This is a genomic window from Haemophilus aegyptius (assembly GCF_900475885.1).
Classification (GTDB): Bacteria; Pseudomonadota; Gammaproteobacteria; order Enterobacterales; family Pasteurellaceae; genus Haemophilus; species Haemophilus influenzae.
The window spans coordinates 1,876,557-1,898,048 of the sequence record NZ_LS483429.1 but is presented as its reverse complement, the minus strand read 5'-3'; the positions used below and the strand labels follow the sequence as shown (position 1 = coordinate 1,898,048).

Sequence of the window (21,492 nt, the reverse complement as noted above, 5' to 3'; positions counted from 1 at the left end):
TCGATTAAGCCTTTTTCAAAAACTCAGATTTCAACATGATTTTGCCGCAATCGACGTTATGATCGCCATTTACTAAGCGGATGTTTTTGAATTTTGTACCTTTTTTCAATACTTCTGATGAACCTTTTAATTTTAAATCTTTAATCAAAAGTACATTGTCGCCATCTGCAAGCAAATTCCCATTGCTGTCTTTTACGATCAGTTGATCGTCATCTGATTCTTGAATTTCATTATTATCCCATTCATTACCGCAATCAGGGCAAACAAAATTAATTGAATCGTGGTAAACGTATTCACTTTGACATTTTGGGCAATTAGGCATTTGATCCATTGGGTTTTCCTTCTTGATTACATATAATAGGCGCGCGAGTATAGCAAAAAAGATGTCTTTCGCCAAAGCGTGAAAGTTTTTGATAAATTTTTGAGGAAAATGTATGAAAAAACAAATTCTTGCCTTAGCCTTAGTTTGTGGCGTAATGTTTAGTAGTTCAATTTGGGCACACAATTTGCAATTAGAACAATCTTTACCATCGGTCAAAGTGAGTGAGTATGGTGAAATTGTGTTTTCTGGAAAAGATACTGTGTTTCAACCTTGGGGTTCTGCGGAATTAGCGGGCAAAGTGCGTGTTGTTCATCATTTAGCGGGTAGAACGGCTGCAAAAGAGAAAAATCAGTCGATGATTGATGCGATAAAAGCATCCCATTTTAATCCTGTAAAATACCAAACAACCACTATTATTAATGGGGATGATGCGATTGTTGGTACAGGTATGTTTGTAAAAAATAGTGCGCAAAAAGGCAAACAGGAAAATCCACATAGTCAAGTTGTGTTAGATGATAAAAGTGCGGTAAAAAATGCTTGGGGATTAAATCCTAAAGATAGTGCAATTATCGTGTTAGACAAAACGGGAAAAGTAAAATTTGTGAAAGAAGGAAAATTGTCTGATAGCGATATTCAGACTGTTATTTCACTAGTGAATGGATTGACCAAATAACGTAATACAAAGTAAAAATCCCTAAGCCGTGTGACTTAGGGATTTCTTAATTCTGATGGCGGAGGAATAGGGATTCGAACCCTAGGAGGGCGTAAACCCTCGCCGGTTTTCAAGACCGGTGCCTTCAACCACTCGACCATTCCTCCGTGATTAATGCGCGTAGTATAATGAATATTTTATTGATGTAAATAGAAATTTGATGATTTAACTTTAGATGATGATAATTTATTCATTTTGATGAAATTAATTCCATTAATACCATTGACTTTTTTATCCCTAGCCCTTACTTTACAAGAGACTTTTTATTTATTTTACAAGGAGCTTTTATGCAATCACGTCTTATTGTGGATGCTCAAAAAGAATCGTTACTCAGCACACATAAAGTGTTGCGTAACACGTATTTTTTACTGGGATTAACAATGGCTTTTTCAGCGGTTGTTGCGTTTATTTCAATGAGCTTAAACTTGCCTTATCCAAATATTATTGTGTTACTAGTGGGTTTTTATGGCTTACTTTTCTTAACCAATAAATTAGCTGATCGCCCTGCTGGTATTTTGGCTGCCTTTGCTTTCACTGGATTTATGGGATACACCATCGGGCCAATTTTAAATATGTATGTGGCACGTGGAATGGAAGATTTGATTATGCTTGCATTCGCAGGAACTGCTATCGTATTTTTTGCGTGTTCTGCTTATGTATTGACTACGAAAAAAGATATGTCATTTTTATCAAGCGCAATGTTCGCATTATTTATTGTGTTATTGCTTGGTATGGTGGCGAGTTTCTTCTTCCAAATTCCTGCTTTATCGGTCGCAATTAGTGCATTATTTGTAGTGTTCTCAACAATGACCATTTTGTATGAAACCAGTAATATTATTCACGGTGGAGAAACAAATTATATTCGCGCAACCGTGAACATCTATGTTTCAATCTACAATTTATTCTTGAGTTTATTAAGATTACTTTCTATCTTTTCAAGTGATGAATAATGATTGAATTTTGACTTTATGACCCCACTATTTAGTGGGGTTATTTTTTTGGAATAGGCAATGGAAAAACAAATTTTTGAACATTCAGTTAATGTAGAGGAAGAACACTATCAGCCCAAGCAAGAATTCCATAATATGGAAGCAAAGCTAGATGAAGCGTTGGACGGAGAGTTACTTGATGCTCAACTTGAACAAGCATTGAAACCAAAATCCAGTTTTAGAAAAACTTTATTAAAATTTACCGCACTTTTATTTGGCTTGGCGACGGTTGCGCAATCCGTGCAGTGGATTTGGGATAGCTATCAACAGCATCAATGGATTTATCTTGCTTTTGCTTTAGTCAGTTTGATTATCATTTTATTGGGTATTAAAGAGATTATTTGTGAGTGGCGACGTTTAGTTCGTTTAAAAAAACGTGAGCAATGGCAACAGCAAAGTCAGCAGATTTGGTTAGAAAGTGCGGTAAAAAATGGCGATGTTTTTTCCTTTCATAACGCAGAAAAAAGTAAAATTCTTTGCTTAGATATTGCAAAATCTTTAGGTTTGGAAAATGATTCTCCAGCGGTAATTCAATGGCAACACCAATTAAATGAAGCTTATTCAGCACAAGAAATTGCTCATTTATTCAGTCGTCATGTTTTGTCTTCTTTTGATGCACAAGCTAAAAAATTGATTAGTAAAATGGCAGCTGAATCAGCTGTGATTGTTGCGATTAGTCCACTTGCTGTAGTGGATATGTTTTTTATTGCGTGGCGCAATCTTCGATTAATGAATAAGATTGCTGAAATTTATGGGATTGAATTAGGGTATTTTTCACGTATTAGATTGTTAAGAATGGTATTGGTCAATATCGCTTTTGCTGGAGCAACCGAAGTGGCACAAGATATTGGAATGGATTGGCTTTCTCAAGATGTGACAGCAAAATTATCTACACGTATCGCTCAAGGAATTGGTGTGGGATTACTCACTGCAAGATTAGGCGTGAAAGCAATGGAACTTTGTCGTCCGTTAGCATTTCAATTAAACGAAAAACTAAAACTGTCACATATTCAACAGGAATTACTTAGTTCGGTAAAAGATATTGTTCTCGGTAAAAATAAAATTTACAAAAAGGAGCAAATCTGATGGAAATCGAGGTTGTTTATCAACATAGTGATTTTATTATTATCAACAAGTCTGAGGGTATTAGCGTTCATAAAGATCAAGAAGAACAAGGCTTAACAGAACTTGTTGCAAAACAACTGAATGTGCCTAAAGTATGGTTGGTTCATCGCTTAGATAAAGTAACTTCGGGTTTGTTAATTCTGGCGTTAAATGCTGAAAGTGCGGCTGAATTTTCACGACTTTTTTCTGAACATAAAATTCATAAAACTTATTTGGCATTAAGTAACCAAAAGCCTAAAAAGAAACAAGGTTTGATTATCGGGGATATGAAGAAAGCTCGAGAAGGTGCATGGAAACTTTGTCAAACCAAAGAAAATCCAGCAATTACGCGTTTTGAAAGTGTAAGCTGTGAACCTAATTTACGTTTATTTATTTTAAAACCACAAACGGGGAAAACGCATCAATTACGTGTTGCGATGAAAAGTTTAGGTAGCCCGATTTTAGGCGATGGACTTTATGCTAAAAACACAGAAAAAATTGACCGCACTTATTTGCACGCTACTCAATTGGAATTTGATTATCTAAATAATTTTATTTCGGTCACTTGTTTACCTTCTCAAGGTCAATTTTGGATTAAGCCTACAGTATTTGAGCAAATTCAGGTTTATCTGACAAAGCCGTTTTTATCAAAATAGAAATCTCTGTATAATAAAGCCAATTTCACTCTTTAATAGGAACAAAAATGAAATTTATTTCTTTCAATATAAATGGGTTACGTGCTCGCCCACATCAACTTGAAGCCATTATTGAAAAATATCAGCCAGATGTGATTGGCTTACAGGAAATTAAAGTTGCTGACGAGGCTTTTCCCTATGAAATTACAGAAAACTTAGGTTATCACGTATTTCATCATGGTCAGAAAGGTCATTATGGCGTGGCATTATTGACTAAACAAGAACCTAAAGTGGTTCGTCGTGGTTTTCCAACTGACAATGAAGATGCACAAAAACGCATTATTATGGCTGATCTGGAAACTGAATTTGGCTTATTGACTGTCATTAATGGCTATTTCCCACAGGGGGAAAGCCGTACACATGAGACTAAATTTCCAGCTAAAGAGAAATTTTATGCAGATCTTCAACAGTATTTAGAAAAAGAACACGACAAATCTAATCCGATTTTAATTATGGGCGATATGAATATTAGTCCAAGTGATTTAGATATTGGTATCGGAGATGAAAATCGTAAACGTTGGCTAAGCACAGGTAAATGTTCTTTCTTACCGGAAGAACGAGCGTGGTATCAACGTTTGTATGATTACGGATTAGAAGACAGTTTCCGTAAGCTGAACCCAACAGCAAATGATAAATTCTCGTGGTTTGATTACCGTTCTAAAGGTTTTGATGATAATCGAGGTTTACGAATTGATCATATTTTGGTAAGCCAAAAATTAGCTGAACGCTGTGTCGATGTGGGCATTGCATTAGATATTCGAGCAATGGAAAAACCGTCTGATCACGCACCGATTTGGGCTGAATTTAAATAGGAAAGCGAAATGGATATGGCAAATTGGCAGAATTATCGTTCTACTGTGAATGGTATGCCTGCCGTGTTTACCGCAAATATTGAAGATGTTGAAAAATATCACGGTAAAGGTCTCGATAAAATAGTGCAGTTTACTATTGATTATCAGGCTGATGATGAAACGGGTTTACCCTCAGAAGTTGAATACGATAAGTTAATTAACCGTGTATTTAAAATTTTGACACAACTAACCGCACTTCCAAATGTATTTTTTGCGGGGCATTTTATTTGTAATTCTCAAATAAAAATACATTTTTATTGTAAGCACGAAAATCTTATTGTAGAAACTTTACAACAAATTGATTTTGTTAAAGATATTAATGTGCAAAAGGATTTAATTTGGGATACTTATTTTGACTTTTTGCTTGCTTCTCCATTGGAGATTAAGTTAAATGCAACGGAAGAATTGCTTGATTTATTAAAAAGTAAAGGTCGTAATTTAAGTGATACCTATTTAGTAGAGCATAGTTTTCATTTTGATGAAGAGCAGAGAATGTTCCCTTTTATGGATGAGCTTAGTTTAGGGGATTATTCTTTCACGACATTACAATATTCAGCACAAGCGATTCAGTTTAATGAAGATGACGAACCTTATTTCTTGGTAAAATTAGAGCAAGAAATTTCATTAGAAAATGGCGAAATTTTTGAACAAGTAGAACGTTTTGAAAAATTGGCTGAACAATTTTCGGGAGAGTATATCGGTTGGGAATGTGATTCTTTACTGGATAGCAATAAGCCATTGAATTAGGTATTTGAAACATTCATAAATCATGAAAAAGAGAGAATTATCTCTCTTTTTTAATGTAATTTAACTTTTCTGCGTATTTTACGCATTAATAAAAATACCCACGGCCATAGTAAACCAGAAGCGAATGCGCCTAAGATGGCTTGCCAATGAAAAAAGGCAGTATGGAGTGAAAATTCAACTAAGAAAATAAGTAATCTTATAATGAAGACGAAAAGTACAACCAATAAACTTTGGAACCAAAGTGATAAATTTCGCAGAATTAAATAGTTTTTGGCAATGATGTACATGCTCGTAGAAAGTACGAGAGCGTGAACGCCTAATGTAGAGCCTAATATTAAATCCCAAGTTAATCCGAGTAAAAATGACCAGCCTATACTTACTTTATTGGGAATAGCTAATACCCAATAAAGTAATACAAGTACAAGCCACGCAGGCTTTAGCATTTGGAAACCAACTGGCCAAGGTGCAAGTTCTAATACAAAGGCAATAACAAAGAAGCTTAAAATAGTGAACCATTGTAAAATAAATCGTGTTTGCATTAGTCTTCTATCCTTTCTTCTTGCTGTTCTATGGGAAGATCTTCTTCATTTTGAAGAAAATCTGTTGGAATATCTGGTTCAATAATGGTTTTTTCTTCATTTTCTGGAAAGTCTTTTTCTGTTAAGCGTGTTTTTTTGACTCTATAATTTGCTTCATTAGCTTGGCTTTCTAAACGTTTTTGCACCAGATTGCGAACTTCTTCTGGCGACATTGATTTTACTTTTGATATATCTAGGTTACTTGGCCAAAGTAAAAGTACATAACGTAAACGTTCTAATAAAGATAAAGGTTTAGCCTTAACTATTGCAAAGTAATTAGAGCTATCACGCGAAACGCTTTGTACAACAGCTACGGGATAGCCTTCAAGAAAACGCCCACCAAGCCCAGAGGTTACGAGAAGATCGCCTTTTTCTATATCAATGGAACGAGGCACGTTATCGAGGCTTAGTTCATCGGTATACCCAGTCCCACTCGCAATAACACGAACATCATTGCGTAGAACTTGCACTGGAATTGAGTGTGTTACGTCTGTGAGTAGCAGTACTCGGCTAGTATTTTCGCTCACGGAAATAATTTGTCCAATGACGCCTTTTTCATCAATGACAGGCTGACCTACATAAGCACCGTCTTTTTTGCCTTGATTAATAACAATTTGTTGGCGATAAATATCTGTTTCTGCAGTAAGAACTTCGGCGATTTTTTTGTATTCATCGGTTCTTAACGGAGAATTTAATAAAAGACGTAATCGCTGATTTTCGACTTTGAGTTGATCAAGTAAAAGTAAATCTGCATTTTTTTCCAAAAGCTGTTGGCGTAGTACTTTGTTTTCAATTTGTAATTTATTGGTATCAACAAGATTTTCTGAAATGCCATCTAAGATACTTCTAGGGCTATTTGCAAGATAATATAAACCGCCTATTGCCGTTTCCATTGCACTACGTGCTTTCGTTATTGAGCTATTACGTCCATCAGCTAAAATTAAGGCAATAGATGCAAAGATAGCGATAAGCAGACGAATACCTAGGGGAGGGGCTTTGCCGAAAATGGGTTTCATTAAACTTTCTCTTGTTGAATGAAAAAAGTGAAAGGAAAAGTGCGGTTATTTTTAACCGCACTTTTTGTTCATATTCTGATTAAATTTCATCACTAAAAATATCGCCGCCGTGCATATCGATCATTTCTAATGCTTCGCCACCACCACGAGCAACACAGGTTAATGGATCTTCTGCGATGATAACAGGGACACCAGATTCTTTAGAAAGTAAAATATCAATATTACGTAATAAAGCACCGCCACCAGTTAATACCATACCACGTTCGAAAATGTCTGCTGCGTGTTCTGGTTGGCATTCTTCAAGTGCGGTTCGAACCGCTGCCACAATACCGTTTAATGGTTGTTGAAGGGCTTCTAGGAGATCACGTGATGTTAAAGTAAATGAACGTGGCGCACCTTCGGCTAAATTATGTCCGTGTACTTCCATTTCTTTAATTTCGTCACCTTCTTGAATATAAGCAGAACCAATTTCTTGTTTGATGCGTTCGGCGGTAGGTTCTCCGATAACCGAGCCAAAAGTGCGGCGAACATAAGAAATAATCGCCTCGTCGAAACGGTCACCACCGATACGCACGGAAGAAGAATATACGATACCATTTAAGGAAATTACAGCCACTTCTGTCGTACCACCACCGATATCAATTACCATAGAACCAACTGCAGTAGAAACGGGTAATTTAGCTCCAATTGCAGCTGCCATTGGTTCTTCAATTAAATATACTTCACGCGCACCAGCACCGATTGCTGATTCTTTAATTGCGCGGCGTTCTACTTGTGTTGCACCAGCTGGCACGCATACTAATACACGCGGGCTTGGACGCATAAAATTACCGCTATGAACTTGTTTGATAAAGTATTGCAACATTTTTTCTGTCACAAAAAAGTCTGCAATAACGCCATCTTTCATCGGACGAATTGCTACAATACTTTTGGGAGTACGACCTAACATTAATTTAGCTTCTTTACCCACAGCTGCAATGCTTTTTAATTTGCCTACGCGATCTTGACGAATCGCAACAACAGAGGGTTCATCAAGTACAATACCTTGTCTTTTGACATAAATTAAAGTATTAGCTGTGCCTAAATCAATAGAAAGATCGTTTGAAAACAACCCACGAATTTTTTTAAATAACATAATTATACCGTTTAAAATGAAAGTTAGTTTTGTTTGACAAAAAGTAGAAAATGACTTTGTCAAACATACAAAAAATTGCGCTAAATGTATCAAAAAAAGCGTTGCGATTACAGTGTTTTTTTAGCGTTTTTTTATAGCACTTGCCATTGCCCTTTGTCTTGCAGAATTAACTGTTGTTGATGTAAGGTTTTAAGGGTTGAACGGTGTCCCACACTGATGATTGTTGTTTGTGGTAGTTCTTGTTGTAACAATTGATACATCGAAAATTCTAAACCTTCATCCATACTAGCTGTGGTTTCATCTAAAAATGCCACCGCTGGTTTGTGTAGAATTAATCGTGCAAACGCCAAACGCTGTTGTTCGCCAAGAGAAAGAATACGTGTCCAGTCTTGTTCTTTTTCTAATTGTTCAGCCAAATGTCCTAGTTGTACTTTATTTAATATTTCTACAGCTTGTGTATGTGAAATATTGTCAGCGTTATTTGGATAAGCTAATGCTGACATTAAATTTCCTTGTGGCACATAGGGCTTTTGTGACAAGAAAAGCTGATTTTGCGTAGGGCAATTTATTTCCCCCTCGGCGTAGCTCCAAAGCCCCGCAATGGTGCGTAAAAGAGTGGTTTTTCCTGCTCCAGATTTTCCTTGAATAAGCAAACTTGTTCCTTGCGGTAAGGTAATGTTTAGATGTTTAATTAGTGTATGACCTAATGGATTTTGAATACTTAAATTTTTGAAAATCACATCTGTTGGATGATTGTGGATCTGTGTTTGTGATTTATTATTTGCTTTTTCAATGGCATAACAGAACCCAGTTAAACGATCTAGCGTTGCTTTATAGCTTGCAAAATTATCATAAGTACTGCGGAAGAATGAAAGATTTGCGTGTAACTGACCAAATACTTGCAAGGTTTGCATTAGATCGCCTAGTTTTATTTGCTTTTCAAAGTAACGTCCAACTTGAATTAACAATGGAAAAACAACAGAAATTTGGCTTACGACTAGGTTAAATCCTGAAAATTTTAGTGTTCTAAATATAATGACCCACATATTGTGAATGACGGCGTTGAACTGCTGATAAAGCTGATTTTTTTCGACTTTTTCGCCCGCATAAAAAGCAATGCTTTCAGCATATTCTTTAATGCGAATTAAAGAATAACGATAGTTTGCGTTTAGGCGTTCATTAATAAAATTCAATGAGATTAATGGGCGACCGAGCCAGAATGCGATGAGGGTTGTGAAAATGACATAACCAAACACTAAAAATACCATCATATGCGGAATTTCTACACCAAGTACTATCATTGGACCGGCTAATCCCCATAACAAAATCGTGTAAGAAATCATCGAGGTGACCGCATCAATGACGCCAGTGCTTAAAGAAAGCGTGGTTTTTACATAAGATTGCACATCTTGTTGAATACGTTGATCGGGGTTATCAAGATTTTCTGATAAATACTGTGTTTTGTAATAGGCGCGATGTGCCATCCATTTATTAACAAGCTGTTCGTTAAGCCATTCAATCCAGTTGATGACGAAACGTTGCTCTAAATAATAGCTTACTAATGCTGCTGAAACAGAACTTGCTGCGATGACGCAGAATAAGCCCATTTGTTGCCAAAATACATGTTCATTAAATTCTTGCAATGAGGTATACATATTTTTATACCACTCAGAATTTACAAGGCTGATACGTACGCTAAGTAATGTCATTGCAACAATAAGCAGAAAGAATAAGATAGGTTTAATGCTACGTTTAGGCGAAAGATAACCGCCTGCAAACATCCAAAATTGTTTTCCCCATTGGGTAAAACGCACCAAAAGAAAAATGCCAAAACTAAAGACGACTGAGGTGATGGCTAGCGTTTGTAAAATCCAAATAAGAGAAGTAATAGCTTCTTGGCTGTAATCCATAAATATTCCATCCGAGATAAAAGTGCGGTGAAAAATAACCGCACTTTTTGTAAAAGGGTCAAAAATTTTCGGTATTGTAGAGGCTATGCTCAATTTCGCAAGAAAAAATGTGACGAACGTATCATTTTTTGAGTTTGGTTAAGGTTTTCAAAAAACAACTTGGATATAATCCAAAGGAGTTAAATTTCATTTTTAAGGGGTCAATATGAGTGATATTGCGATCACGATTAGTCTTCTTGCCCTCGTCGCCGTAATCGGCTTATGGATCGGGCATTGGAAGATCCGCGGGGTTGGGCTTGGCATTGGTGGCGTGCTGTTTGGCGGCATTATTGTTGCCCATTTCACTAATCAATATGGCTTGAAACTGGATGCACATACGCTGCATTTTGTGCAAGAATTTGGTTTGATTTTATTTGTTTATACTATTGGTATTCAGGTTGGACCTGGCTTTTTTTCTTCTTTACGAAAATCTGGTTTAAAGCTAAATGCCTTTGCCATTTTGATTATTGTGCTGGGGTCAATTGCCGTGGTTCTTGTACATAAAATTGCGGATGTTCCACTGGATATTGCCTTAGGTATTTATTCTGGTGCTGTTACTAATACGCCAGCGTTGGGGGCAGGGCAGCAAATTTTAGCAGAATTAGGGGTGCCTCAAACCACTGTGACTATGGGGGTGTCTTATGCAATGGCTTATCCATTCGGGATTTGCGGTATTTTGCTTGCAATGTGGTTAATCCGCTTGTTTTTTAACGTCAAAGTGGACGATGAAGCCGCTCGTTTTAATGCGGAGAGCAGCCAAGATAAAGAAAGTTTACATAATATTTCTTTAAAAGTGACGAACCAAAATCTAGATGGTTTGACATTGATTCAAATTCCTGGATTTAGTGATGAAGAAGTCGTATGTTCACGTTTAAAACGCGATGATATGGAAATTGTTCCAAAGGCAAGTACTGAGATTCGTACCAACGATATTTTACAATTAGTGGGTGATGATAATTCGCTTGCTAAAATGCGTTTAATTATCGGACACGAAGTTGATGCACCAACCGTTGCCTATAGTGGCGAAATTCGTTCCGAGCGTGTGGTGGTAACGAATGAAAAAGTATTAGGCAAAAAGATCCGTGCGTTAGGCATTCATCAAAAATATGGGGTTGTAATTTCACGTTTAAATCGTGCAGGGATTGAGTTAGTTCCAACGGGAAATACCACACTGCAATTTGGCGATGTGCTACATATGGTTGGACGCAGTGATGTCCTAAATCAGGCCATTTCAGTTATTGGTAACGCACAACAGAAATTACTTCAAGTGCAAATGTTACCAGTGTTTATCGGTATTGGTTTAGGGGTACTCGTTGGTTCGATTCCATTCTATATTCCAGGTTTCCCTGTTGCGTTAAAATTAGGGCTTGCTGGCGGGCCATTGGTGGTTGCGTTGATTTTAGCGAGAATTGGCACGATTGGTAAACTTTACTGGTTTATGCCACCAAGCACTAACTTGGCATTGCGCGAAATTGGGATTGTTCTTTTCTTGGCGGTTGTTGGTTTAAAATCAGGTGGAAGTTTCTTTGATACTTTAGTGAATGGTTCGGGACTTGAATGGATGGGATACGGTATTTTTATCACTTTTGTGCCGTTGATTATTGTTGGGACTATAGCACGCTTATATGGAAAACTTAATTACCTAACTATCTGTGGTTTACTTGCAGGTTCAATGACGGATCCTCCCGCTTTAGCATTTGCGAATGAAATTAAAGAAGATAACGGTGCTGCAGCACTTTCTTATGCAACTGTGTATCCGTTAGTGATGTTTTTGCGAATAATGTCGCCGCAGTTATTGGCAGTGTTATTATGGGCAGCATAGTAAAAATAATTTCAATTTAGACATAAAAAGCGCGGTTAATTTCGCGCTTATTTTTTGCGTGGATTTTGCGCAAGAGGGTATTCAATGATAGAATTCCGCACTTTTATTGCTAAGTGAGAACAAAATGGCGTTAGTTGAATTTTTGATGGAAACCTTAGATGGGTTAAAGGGAACAGATATTGTACATTTTGATGTACGTGGAAAATCCTCGATTACGGATAATATGATTATTTGCACGGGGACGTCGAGTCGCCAAGTTTCTGCAATGGCAGATAATTTAATCACAGAATGTAAAAAAGCAGGTTTTGAAACCTTTGGAGAAGAAGGTAAAAATACTGCAGATTGGATTGTGGTGGATCTTGGTCAAGCTATCGTACATATCATGCAACCTGACGCCCGTGAAATGTATCAATTAGAGAAACTTTGGGCGTAAATTTTAGTAAAGTGCGGTAAAAAATAACCGCACTTTTTAGATAAGGATGACTTGTGAAAATCACGTTAATTGCCGTCGGAACAAAAATGCCTTCTTGGGTTACAACGGGTTTTGAGGAATATCAACGCCGTTTCCCAAAAGATATGCCTTTTGAACTAATTGAAATCCTAGCAGGCAAGCGTGGAAAAAATGCTGATATTAAACGTATTTTAGAACAAGAAGGTAAAGCGATGTTAGCGGCCTGTGGAAAAGGCAAAGTCGTGACGTTAGATATTCCTGGTAAACCTTGGACGACACCGCAGCTAGCTGAGCAACTAGAAGCGTGGAAAAATGATGGTCGCGATGTTTGTTTATTGATTGGTGGGCCTGAGGGGCTTTCGCCAGAATGCAAAGCTGTCGCAGAGCAAAGTTGGTCGCTTTCTCCCTTGACATTACCTCACCCGCTTGTTCGTGTCGTGGTGGCTGAAAGTTTGTATCGTGCGTGGTCGCTAACCACTAATCATCCTTATCATCGAGAATAATATATCCTTATTTTTAGTCAGATGAATTTAAAAAAATTCTTCAATACACCAACGCACGAACCGTTCCGCGATAAAAAAGCGGAGCGTAACCTTTTTGCACGCCGAACGTTAGTGGCTTTTTTGGGGATTTTGCTCTTAACAGGCGTGTTATTCACCAATATTTATCAGCTACAGATTGTTAATTTCGATACTTACCAAACGCGTTCTAATGGTAACCGAATTAAATTATTACCTTTACTACCAACGCGTGGCTTAATCTATGATCGTTACGGCAAATTATTAGCCGAAAATCTTACTTTTTTTGGTTTATACATTGTGCCAGAAAAAACTGAAAATTTAGACCGCACTTTAGATGAATTACGCTATATTGTGGGATTGACGGATAACGATATTGAAAATTTTAAAAAGGAACGTCGCCGCGGAACGCGTTATACACCGATTTTATTAAAGCCGAATTTAACAGAAGAACAAATTTCACGCTTTGCGGTAAATGGCTACCAATACCCGAGCTTAGAGGTACGTCCTTATTTCAAACGCCATTATTTATATGGCGAAACAATGGCACATATTTTGGGCTATGTAGGTAAAATGAATGATAAAGATGTAGAACGTTTGAAACGAGAGGATAAATTCGCGAATTATGCGGGAACGAACGATATTGGAAAATTGGGTATTGAACGTTATTACGAGGATATACTGCAAGGTACCACAGGTTTTGAAGAAGTAGAAATTAATAATCGCGGCAAAGTAATCCGCACTTTGCGTAGCCGACCTGCTGTGGCGGGAAAAAGTATTCATTTAACCATTGATTTGGCATTACAGCGTTATATTACTGAACTTTTATCGGGACTAAAAGGTGCTGTAGTTGTGCTTGATCCGAAAGATAGTAGTGTATTAGCGATGGTATCTACACCAAGTTATGATAATAATTTATTTGTTGATGGTATTTCCTCCGAAGATTATAAACGTTTATTAAATGATCTTGCTCGTCCACTTTATAGTCGTGCGACACAAGGTGCGTATCCGCCCGCTTCGACAGTCAAACCTTTTATTGCAGTAGCCGCACAAACTGAAAATGTGATTACACCAAACACAACGATTTTTGATCCGGGATATTGGGTATTACCTAATTCCACAAAACGTTTTCGTGATTGGAAAAAAACAGGCCACGGGGATACGGATTTGAATAAAGCGATTACTGAATCCTCTGATACTTATTTTTATCAAGTGGCTTATAATATGGGTATTGATCGCCTTTCTAATTGGATGAAGGATTTTGGTTTTGGTATGCCAACGGGGATTGAAATTCAAGAAGAAACGGCTGCCAATATACCAACTCGAGAATGGAAACAAAAACGTTATAAACGCCCTTGGGTGCAAGGCGATACGATTTCGGTTGGGATTGGTCAAGGTTATTGGACGGCAACACCACTACAAGTAGCAAAAGCGACGACAATATTGGTCAATAATGGCAAAGTAAATACACCGCATTTGATGAAAGCAATTGAAGGTGCAGTATTAGAGTCTTATGAAGATCCGTTACTTTATCCTGATATTAACACACCTAAAGTGGCAGCTTGGGAGGCAGCGAAACGCGGTATGTACAATGTTGTTAATGCTGCAAATGGAACTGGGCGAAAAGCCTTTGTAGATGCAAATTATCGTGTTGCAGGGAAATCTGGCACTGCACAAGTGTTTAGTTTAAAGGAAAATGAAAAATATAATACGGCAGGCTTAAAAAAAGAATTGCATGATCACGCTTGGTTTACCGCTTACGCCCCTTATGATAATCCTAAATTAGTTGTAACAGTGATTTTAGAAAATGCAGGTGGTGGTTCAAGTAATGCCGCGCCGTTAGCACGTAAAGTGATGGATTACTATTTAAATCAGCGTTTACCACAAGTTGAAAAATATAATGTACCTATTCAGCAAAAAAAAGATTTGTCACAAGAGAGCGAACAAATAAATGGAAGATAAAATCCCTTTTTGGTTGCGTGTTTGGCAACGTTTGCATATTGATTTTTGGCTGTTTATCGGACTTCTTGCAATAACTGCTTATGGTATGCTGGTGTTATATAGTGCATCAGGTGCCAGTGAAACGATGTTTAATAGCCGAATTATTCAGGTCTTACTTGGATTTATTGTTATGCTGTTAATGGCTCAATTTCCACCAAGATTTTACCAACGCATCGCACCTTATCTTTATTTAATTGGTTTTGTGTTATTGATCTTGGTAGATGTTATTGGTACGACAAGTAAAGGTGCACAGCGTTGGCTTGATCTTGGATTTATTCGTTTTCAACCCTCTGAAATTGTAAAACTTGCTGTGCCATTAATGGTGGCGGTGTATTTAGGTAATCGTCCGCTTCCACCTAAATTAAGTGAAACATTTATAGCGATTGCAATGATTCTACTGCCAACATTGCTTGTGGCGATTCAGCCTGATTTAGGCACATCAATTTTGGTCAGTGCGTCAGGTTTATTTGTCGTGTTTTTAGCAGGAATGAGCTGGTGGCTTATTTTAGCGGCAGTGATTGGCTTAGCTGGATTTATTCCGATCATGTGGTTATATCTAATGCACGATTATCAACGCACTCGCGTTCTCACATTATTGGACCCAGAAAAAGATCCTCTCGGTGCTGGCTATCATATTTTACAATCAAAGATTGCGATTGGTTCTGGTGGATTAAGCGGAAAAGGCTGGATGCAGGGGACTCAATCACAATTAGAATTTTTGCCCGAACCTCATACAGATTTTATTTTTGCGGTAATGGGTGAAGAGCACGGAATGATTGGTTTCTTGATTTTAATGGCGATTTACTTGTTTATTATTGTGCGAGGTTTAATGATTGCCGTCAATGCTCAAACTTCTTTTGGGCGTATTCTTGCTGGTGCAACAACATTAATTTTCTTTGTTTATGTATTTGTGAATATTGGAATGGTAAGCGGAATTTTGCCTGTTGTGGGTGTGCCATTACCTTTATTTAGTTATGGTGGTACCTCTTATGTTGCGATTATGGCAAGTTTTGGTTTACTGATGTCTATTCATACGCATAAAAGTCAATTTATGAAAAGGAGCTAATTTCATTTTTTTCTTTCTTAAAGAAAGAATAAATGAAAAGCGTTAATATTTTATGAAATTAAAAACTGGGTTAAATTTGACCGCACTTTTGCTATTTATGATAAGCGTAGCTTTTCCTGTGCAGGCTGATACGCAAAAAATGTATGGTATTCGAGGGGATAATCTTTCTATCGCAACTCAAATGCCTGCGCCAAGGACTTATTCAGTAAAAGGGCAAACTTATACTACTAAAAGTGGGAATGAAGCCAAATCTTATATTAAAGAAGGTTTAGCAAGTTATTATCATCTTAAATTTGATGGGCGCAAAACAGCAAGTGGCGATGTTTATAACTCAAAACAATTTACTGCAGCACATAAAACATTGCCAATAAATTCTTATGCTTTAGTGACAAATTTACATAACAATCGTAAAGTTATCGTACGTATTAATGATCGTGGGCCTTTTAGTGATAAGCGTTTAATTGATCTTTCACACGCTGCGGCAAAAGAAATTGGCTTAATTTCCCGCGGCATAGGGCAGGTAAGAATTGAGGCGTTGCACGTTGCTAAAAATGGGAATTTATCAGGCGCAGCCACAAAAACACTGGCTAAACAAGCAAAAACTCAGGAAGCTGCCGATCGTTTAGTATTAAAATCTAACACGCTTTTTGATAACGCATCTAAGTCAATAAATGCTCTAAAAGGAACCGAATTTTACTGTTTGAAAATGCTTGAATTAACCTCTCGTAGCCAAGCAAATAAATTAATTACGCAACTTGCGTTAGCGAATATTCAGACTGAAGTAAATCGCTCAGGAAATAAATATGAAATTTATATTGGGCCTTTTGATGACAAAACAAAAATGGCACAAGTGAGAACTAAATTACAAAAAATGGCAAATAATAAGCCATTAATTGTTTATACGTATAAAAATTAATTGTAGGAACACACTATGTTGAAAAGAACAACAAAAATCGCATTTTTATCAAGTTTTGTGGCACTTAGTGCTTTTTCGGTATCTGCAGAGGATATGCAGTTTGGCGTAACTCCACCACAAATTACGGCTCAAACGTATGTATTGATGGATTATAATTCAGGTGCAATTTTGACCGCACTTAATCCAGATCAACGTCAATATCCAGCATCACTGACTAAAATGATGACAAGTTATGTAGTTGGTGTCGCATTAAAACAAGGCAAAATCCATAATACCGATATGGTTACCATTGGTGAAAGTGCGTGGGGGCGTAATTTCCCTGATTCATCAAAAATGTTTTTAGATTTAAATACACAAGTATCTGTAGCAGACTTAAATCGAGGTGTGATTGTTGTTTCTGGTAATGATGCGACTGTTGCATTAGCTGAACATATTTCTGGCAATGTACCGAACTTTGTAGAAACAATGAATAAATATGTTCAACAATTTGGTTTGAAAAATACAAATTTCACCACGCCCCATGGTTTAGATGATCCAAATCAATATTCTTCCGCGCGTGATATGGCAATTATTGGTGCGCATATTATTCGTGATTTACCTGAAGAATATAAAATTTACTCCGAAAAAGACTTTACATTTAATAAAATTAAACAACCTAACCGTAATGGACTATTATGGGATAAAACTATCAATGTTGATGGAATGAAGACAGGGCATACTAGCCAAGCAGGATATAACTTAGTCGCTTCAGCGACTACATCAAACAATATGCGTTTAATTTCTGTAGTAATGGGTGTGCCAACTTACAAAGGTCGTGAAGTAGAAAGTAAGAAACTTTTACAATGGGGTTTTGCTAATTTTGAAACCTTTAAAACTTTAGAAGCAAGTAAAGTCATTTCAGAGCAACCTGTTTATTATGGTGATAAAGGTAGCGTGAAATTGGGAACGCTACAAGACCGCTTTATCACTATTCCGAAAGGTAAACAAAATGAGCTTAAAGCGCGCTATGAGTTCGAAGGTAAAAACTTACAAGCACCTTTAGCAAAAGGACAAATTGTAGGGAAAGTCGTTTATCAATTAGAAGGCAAGGATATTGCAGCGGTAAACTTACAAGTAATGGATGAAGTTGGCGAAGCTGGTATTTTCGGAAAAGCTTGGGATTGGCTGGTGCTCACTGTAAAAGGCTTGTTTGCATAAAATATCTGAGAAATTACCGCACTTTTTTAATTAAGAGATTACGTACTATGTGGGTAGTTTGCCATCCACGCATAATTTTTATTACTGGGAAATAATATGACAACGGAAAACGATTACGCAAAACTTAAAGAATTAATGGAATTTCCAGCAAAAATGACCTTTAAAGTTGCTGGGATTAATCGAGAAGGGTTAGCACAAGATCTTATACAAGTGGTTCAAAAATATATTAAAGGCGATTATATTCCTAAGGAAAAACGCAGTAGTAAAGGCACTTATAATTCTGTTTCAATCGACATTATTGCTGAAAACTTTGAGCAGGTAGAAACACTTTATAAAGAACTTGCTAAAGTTGAAGGCGTAAAAATGGTTATCTAGTATGAATAATTCCCTTATCGTTCGTCAGTTAGGGTTGCAAGATTATCAAGAAATTTGGCATAAAATGCAGAATTTTACAGATAGTCGAACCGAGGAAACGCAAGACGAAATTTGGTTGGTGCAACATCCTCCTGTATTTACCCAAGGGCAAGCAGGTAAACCAGAGCATCTTTTACAACGTAGTGAAATACCTGTAGTGCAGTCCGATCGTGGTGGGCAAATAACCTATCATGCACTCGGTCAGCAAGTGATGTATGTGCTCATTGATATTAAGCGTCATGAGAATTTAAATGTACGTCAATTAGTTACCGCACTTGAACAAACGGTGGTAAAAACCTTAGCTGAATATGGTATTGAAAGTTATCCAAAACCTGATGCACCAGGTGTGTATGTGGATGGAAAAAAGATTTGTTCTCTTGGACTACGTATTCGTCGTGGTTGCTCTTTTCACGGGCTAGCATTGAATATTAATATGGATCTGAATCCATTTCATTATATTAACCCATGTGGCTATGCTGGTCTTGAAATGTGTCAATTAGCGGATTTTGTTAATCAAGATGAGGCTAATTGCGATAAGGTTTCACCAAAATTAATTAAACACTTCGCCGAACTTTTAGGCTATAATGTAACAACTTTATAACATTTTATAAAAAGTAAATGCCCAACTTGGGCATTTTTATTTAGGAAAATACTATGTCTACTCCTTTCAAAATGGAACGCGGTGTAAAATATCGCGATGCGGCAAAAACCTCAATTATCCCCGTGAAAAATATCGATCCTGATCAAGAACTATTAAAAAAACCAGAATGGATGAAAATTAAACTTCCAGCAAGTTCAGTTAAGATTGAAAACATTAAAAAAGGTATGCGCCGTCACGGGCTACATTCTGTTTGCGAGGAAGCTTCTTGTCCGAATTTACACGAATGTTTTAATCATGGAACGGCAACCTTCATGATTTTAGGTGCAATTTGTACGCGTCGTTGTCCATTCTGCGATGTAGCTCACGGTAAACCATTACCGCCCGATCCTGAAGAACCTCAAAAATTGGCAGAAACCATCCAAGATATGAAATTAAAATATGTGGTGATTACATCAGTGGATCGCGATGATTTGCCTGATCGTGGCGCGGGTCATTTTGCAGAATGTGTAAAAGCTGTGCGTGAGCTTAATCCTAACATTAAGATTGAAATTTTAGTGCCTGATTTTCGTGGTCGCATTACACAGGCATTGGAAAAATTAAAAGATAATCCGCCAGATGTCTTTAACCATAATTTAGAAAACGTACCGCGCCTGTACAAAGAAATTCGCCCCGGTGCAGATTATGAATGGTCGCTTAAATTACTGCGTGAATTTAAGGAAATGTTCCCAAATATTCCAACCAAATCTGGTTTAATGGTGGGATTAGGAGAAACTAACGAGGAAATTTTGCAAGTAATGCAAGATTTACGAGATAATGGTGTAACGATGCTGACATTAGGGCAATATCTCCAACCTAGCCGTCACCATTTGCCCGTTGCGCGTTATGTTCCGCCTACCGAGTTTGATATATTTCGTGATAAAGCTAATGAAATGGGCTTTGAACATGCAGCTTGTGGACCATTTGTTCGTTCTTCTTACCACGCTGATTTACAAGCCAGCGGTGGATTGGTGAAATAATTTAAAATTGCGCTGAATTAAACCGCACTTTCTGCTTGCAACAAAAGTGCGGTTTATTTTTACAACTCAGAGTAACCGCCAATATTGCCTATTCATTAATCAACTATTAAGCCTATCATCATTTCCGCAATTGTAAGGAAAAGGATATCAAGAAAATAGTATTTTTAACTTATATGATCGAGAACCATGTAAGTTTTTGAAAAAAAAGAAAATATCTATAAATTATTCAATGTATAATGCAGTGTAAAGATAATATTAGATTATAAAGTTGGGGAAAATATGAGCTTATCTTGTATCGTAATTTGCTCATCGCTTACAATAACTCTATACTACTAACTTGGTAGTGATGTTATGTTTTCTTCTTTTTTGGAGAGTCGATGCAATTTGAGCGAATTTCTACTGAACAAAAAAAACTTTCTCTCATTCAGACATTTTTACATCAAAATGCGCTTAAATTAGATGAACAAATCGAGTATTTTGTTGTTGGCTATAATGATAACGAACAAATCGTTGTCTGTGGCGGTTTAGCAGGCAATATCATAAAATGTGTTGCGATTGATGAGTCTTTGCGTGGTAGCGGTGTTGCCCTGCAATTAATTACTGAATTGGTTGATTTAGCTTACACGCTAAAACGCCCACACCTTTTTATTTATACAAAACCCGAATATGCAACGTTGTTCAAATCTTGCGGTTTTTATATCATCTCTGATGCCAATCCTTATGTAGTATTGTTAGAAAATAGTGCTACGCGTTTACAAAAACAATGCTCATTATGGGAGAAAATGCGTGTGGTTGGTAATCGAATTGGCTCGATTGTAATGAACGCGAATCCATTTACCTTAGGTCATCGTTATTTAATTGAGCAAGCATTACAACAATGTGATCATCTGCATTTATTTATTGTTGGTGAAGACGCATCGCAATTTTCTTACGCTGAACGATTTGAAATGGTTAAACAAGGTATTTTCGATTTATCCAATATCACTCTTCATTCTGGCTCTGACTATATTATTTCTCGTGCAACATTTCCAAATTATTTCCTAAAAGATCAATTAATTACAGATGAAAGTTATTTTGAGGTTGATCTGAAGTTATTCCGTTTACATATTGCTCAAGCTTTGGGAATAACACATCGCTTTGTTGGTACTGAGCTAAATTGTCCCGTCACTGCCGAATATAATCGCCAAATGCATTATTGGTTAAGGGATGCCGAAATGAATGCAGCAAAAATAAATGTTATCGAGATACCTAGAAAAACAGCAAGCAACCAGATTATTTCTGCGTCTACAGTACGAAAGCATTTGGCTGAAAAAAATTGGGCTCAACTCGCAGAGTTTGTGCCTATGACTACGTTAAATTATTTACAAAAGTGCGGTCGTTTTTAAATACATT

At 37.0% G+C, this 21,492-nt stretch carries 22 protein-coding genes and 1 tRNA gene; 17 read left to right on the top strand and 6 right to left on the bottom strand.

Annotated features, from left to right (window positions below):
• Nucleotides 1-4: 4 nt before the first annotated feature.
• Nucleotides 5-331 (bottom strand): zinc ribbon domain-containing protein YjdM, encoded by a 327-nt coding sequence (locus tag DQN49_RS09710; protein WP_005652591.1) that lies wholly within the window; start codon nucleotides 329-331, stop codon nucleotides 5-7.
• Between the two features lie 103 nt (nucleotides 332-434).
• Here DQN49_RS09710 and DQN49_RS09705 point away from each other — a divergent pair, with 103 nt between their 5' ends.
• Nucleotides 435-995, top strand: a complete 561-nt coding sequence (locus DQN49_RS09705; RefSeq protein WP_006995710.1) for a YtfJ family protein — start codon at nucleotides 435-437, stop codon at nucleotides 993-995.
• A 56-nt stretch (nucleotides 996-1,051) separates the two neighbouring features.
• Here the strand turns inward: DQN49_RS09705 and DQN49_RS09700 are convergent.
• Nucleotides 1,052-1,141: transfer RNA gene (locus DQN49_RS09700), tRNA-Ser, on the bottom strand.
• Between the two features lie 180 nt (nucleotides 1,142-1,321).
• Here DQN49_RS09700 and DQN49_RS09695 point away from each other — a divergent pair.
• The 5 genes from DQN49_RS09695 to DQN49_RS09675 are packed head-to-tail and all read left to right on the top strand — an operon-like array spanning nucleotide 1,322 to nucleotide 5,420.
• Nucleotides 1,322-1,984 carry a Bax inhibitor-1/YccA family membrane protein gene (locus tag DQN49_RS09695; protein WP_005649826.1) on the top strand — a complete coding sequence of 221 codons (663 nt, stop codon included), beginning with the start codon at nucleotides 1,322-1,324 and terminating at the stop codon, nucleotides 1,982-1,984.
• A 60-nt stretch (nucleotides 1,985-2,044) separates the two neighbouring features.
• Entirely contained in the window at nucleotides 2,045-3,109 is a 1,065-nt protein-coding gene (locus DQN49_RS09690) for a YcjF family protein (protein ID WP_006995711.1), read from the top strand.
• Nucleotides 3,109-3,783, top strand: coding sequence for a TIGR01621 family pseudouridine synthase (locus DQN49_RS09685; protein ID WP_006995712.1), 675 nt, complete (start codon nucleotides 3,109-3,111; stop codon nucleotides 3,781-3,783). The genes DQN49_RS09690 and DQN49_RS09685 overlap by 1 nt, the downstream gene beginning before the upstream one ends.
• A 47-nt stretch (nucleotides 3,784-3,830) precedes the next feature.
• A complete protein-coding gene (xthA, locus tag DQN49_RS09680) occupies nucleotides 3,831-4,634 on the top strand; it encodes an exodeoxyribonuclease III (RefSeq protein ID WP_006995713.1) in 804 nt (267 codons plus the stop codon).
• A gap of 9 nt (nucleotides 4,635-4,643) precedes the next feature.
• Nucleotides 4,644-5,420 (top strand): TIGR01619 family protein, encoded by a 777-nt coding sequence (locus tag DQN49_RS09675; protein ID WP_006995714.1) that lies wholly within the window; start codon nucleotides 4,644-4,646, stop codon nucleotides 5,418-5,420.
• Between the two features lie 50 nt (nucleotides 5,421-5,470).
• Here DQN49_RS09675 and mreD read toward each other — a convergent pair whose 3' ends face one another.
• The 4 genes from mreD to DQN49_RS09655 all read right to left on the bottom strand — a co-directional run bounded on the left by mreD (nucleotide 5,471) and on the right by DQN49_RS09655 (nucleotide 10,059).
• Complete coding sequence (gene mreD / locus DQN49_RS09670; RefSeq protein WP_005657800.1) at nucleotides 5,471-5,959, bottom strand: rod shape-determining protein MreD; 489 nt, start codon at nucleotides 5,957-5,959, stop codon at nucleotides 5,471-5,473.
• A complete protein-coding gene (mreC, locus tag DQN49_RS09665; RefSeq protein WP_006995715.1) occupies nucleotides 5,959-7,014 on the bottom strand; it encodes a rod shape-determining protein MreC in 1,056 nt (351 codons plus the stop codon). Before mreC ends, mreD begins: the two co-directional genes overlap by 1 nt.
• A gap of 79 nt (nucleotides 7,015-7,093) precedes the next feature.
• A complete protein-coding gene (locus DQN49_RS09660; protein ID WP_006995716.1) occupies nucleotides 7,094-8,149 on the bottom strand; it encodes a rod shape-determining protein in 1,056 nt (351 codons plus the stop codon).
• A gap of 131 nt (nucleotides 8,150-8,280) precedes the next feature.
• Entirely contained in the window at nucleotides 8,281-10,059 is a 1,779-nt protein-coding gene (locus tag DQN49_RS09655) for an ABC transporter ATP-binding protein/permease (RefSeq protein ID WP_032826270.1), read from the bottom strand.
• Nucleotides 10,060-10,264: 205 nt separating this feature from the next.
• On the opposite strand from DQN49_RS09655, the gene DQN49_RS09650 reads away from it, so the two are divergent.
• The 11 genes from DQN49_RS09650 (at nucleotide 10,265) to citC (ending at nucleotide 21,485) form a co-directional block, all read left to right on the top strand.
• A complete protein-coding gene (locus DQN49_RS09650; RefSeq protein ID WP_006995718.1) occupies nucleotides 10,265-11,920 on the top strand; it encodes a putative transporter in 1,656 nt (551 codons plus the stop codon).
• A 124-nt stretch (nucleotides 11,921-12,044) separates the two neighbouring features.
• The gene (gene rsfS, locus DQN49_RS09645; RefSeq protein ID WP_005652613.1) at nucleotides 12,045-12,353 is read left to right on the top strand and encodes a ribosome silencing factor; all 309 of its coding nucleotides are present in this window, start codon (nucleotides 12,045-12,047) and stop codon (nucleotides 12,351-12,353) included.
• A gap of 53 nt (nucleotides 12,354-12,406) precedes the next feature.
• Nucleotides 12,407-12,874 carry a 23S rRNA (pseudouridine(1915)-N(3))-methyltransferase RlmH gene (gene rlmH / locus DQN49_RS09640; RefSeq protein WP_005663275.1) on the top strand — a complete coding sequence of 156 codons (468 nt, stop codon included), beginning with the start codon at nucleotides 12,407-12,409 and terminating at the stop codon, nucleotides 12,872-12,874.
• Nucleotides 12,875-12,895: 21 nt separating this feature from the next.
• Nucleotides 12,896-14,851, top strand: a complete 1,956-nt coding sequence (mrdA, locus tag DQN49_RS09635) for a penicillin-binding protein 2 (protein ID WP_006995719.1) — start codon at nucleotides 12,896-12,898, stop codon at nucleotides 14,849-14,851.
• Complete coding sequence (gene rodA / locus DQN49_RS09630) at nucleotides 14,841-15,956, top strand: rod shape-determining protein RodA (RefSeq protein WP_005649852.1); 1,116 nt, start codon at nucleotides 14,841-14,843, stop codon at nucleotides 15,954-15,956. The genes mrdA and rodA overlap by 11 nt, the downstream gene beginning before the upstream one ends.
• A 52-nt stretch (nucleotides 15,957-16,008) precedes the next feature.
• On the top strand, nucleotides 16,009-16,872 hold the full coding sequence (locus DQN49_RS09625) for a septal ring lytic transglycosylase RlpA family protein (RefSeq protein WP_005691062.1): 864 nt from the start codon (nucleotides 16,009-16,011) through the stop codon (nucleotides 16,870-16,872).
• 15 nt (nucleotides 16,873-16,887) lie between these two features.
• A complete protein-coding gene (locus DQN49_RS09620) occupies nucleotides 16,888-18,069 on the top strand; it encodes a D-alanyl-D-alanine carboxypeptidase family protein (RefSeq protein WP_006995720.1) in 1,182 nt (393 codons plus the stop codon).
• A gap of 96 nt (nucleotides 18,070-18,165) precedes the next feature.
• On the top strand, nucleotides 18,166-18,444 hold the full coding sequence (gene ybeD, locus DQN49_RS09615; RefSeq protein WP_006995721.1) for a DUF493 family protein YbeD: 279 nt from the start codon (nucleotides 18,166-18,168) through the stop codon (nucleotides 18,442-18,444).
• A gap of 1 nt (nucleotide 18,445) precedes the next feature.
• The gene (gene lipB / locus DQN49_RS09610; protein WP_006995722.1) at nucleotides 18,446-19,084 is read left to right on the top strand and encodes a lipoyl(octanoyl) transferase LipB; all 639 of its coding nucleotides are present in this window, start codon (nucleotides 18,446-18,448) and stop codon (nucleotides 19,082-19,084) included.
• A gap of 53 nt (nucleotides 19,085-19,137) precedes the next feature.
• On the top strand, nucleotides 19,138-20,100 hold the full coding sequence (gene lipA / locus DQN49_RS09605; RefSeq protein ID WP_006995723.1) for a lipoyl synthase: 963 nt from the start codon (nucleotides 19,138-19,140) through the stop codon (nucleotides 20,098-20,100).
• 377 nt (nucleotides 20,101-20,477) lie between these two features.
• Entirely contained in the window at nucleotides 20,478-21,485 is a 1,008-nt protein-coding gene (citC, locus tag DQN49_RS09600; RefSeq protein ID WP_006995724.1) for a [citrate (pro-3S)-lyase] ligase, read from the top strand.
• Nucleotides 21,486-21,492: the final 7 nt, after the last annotated feature.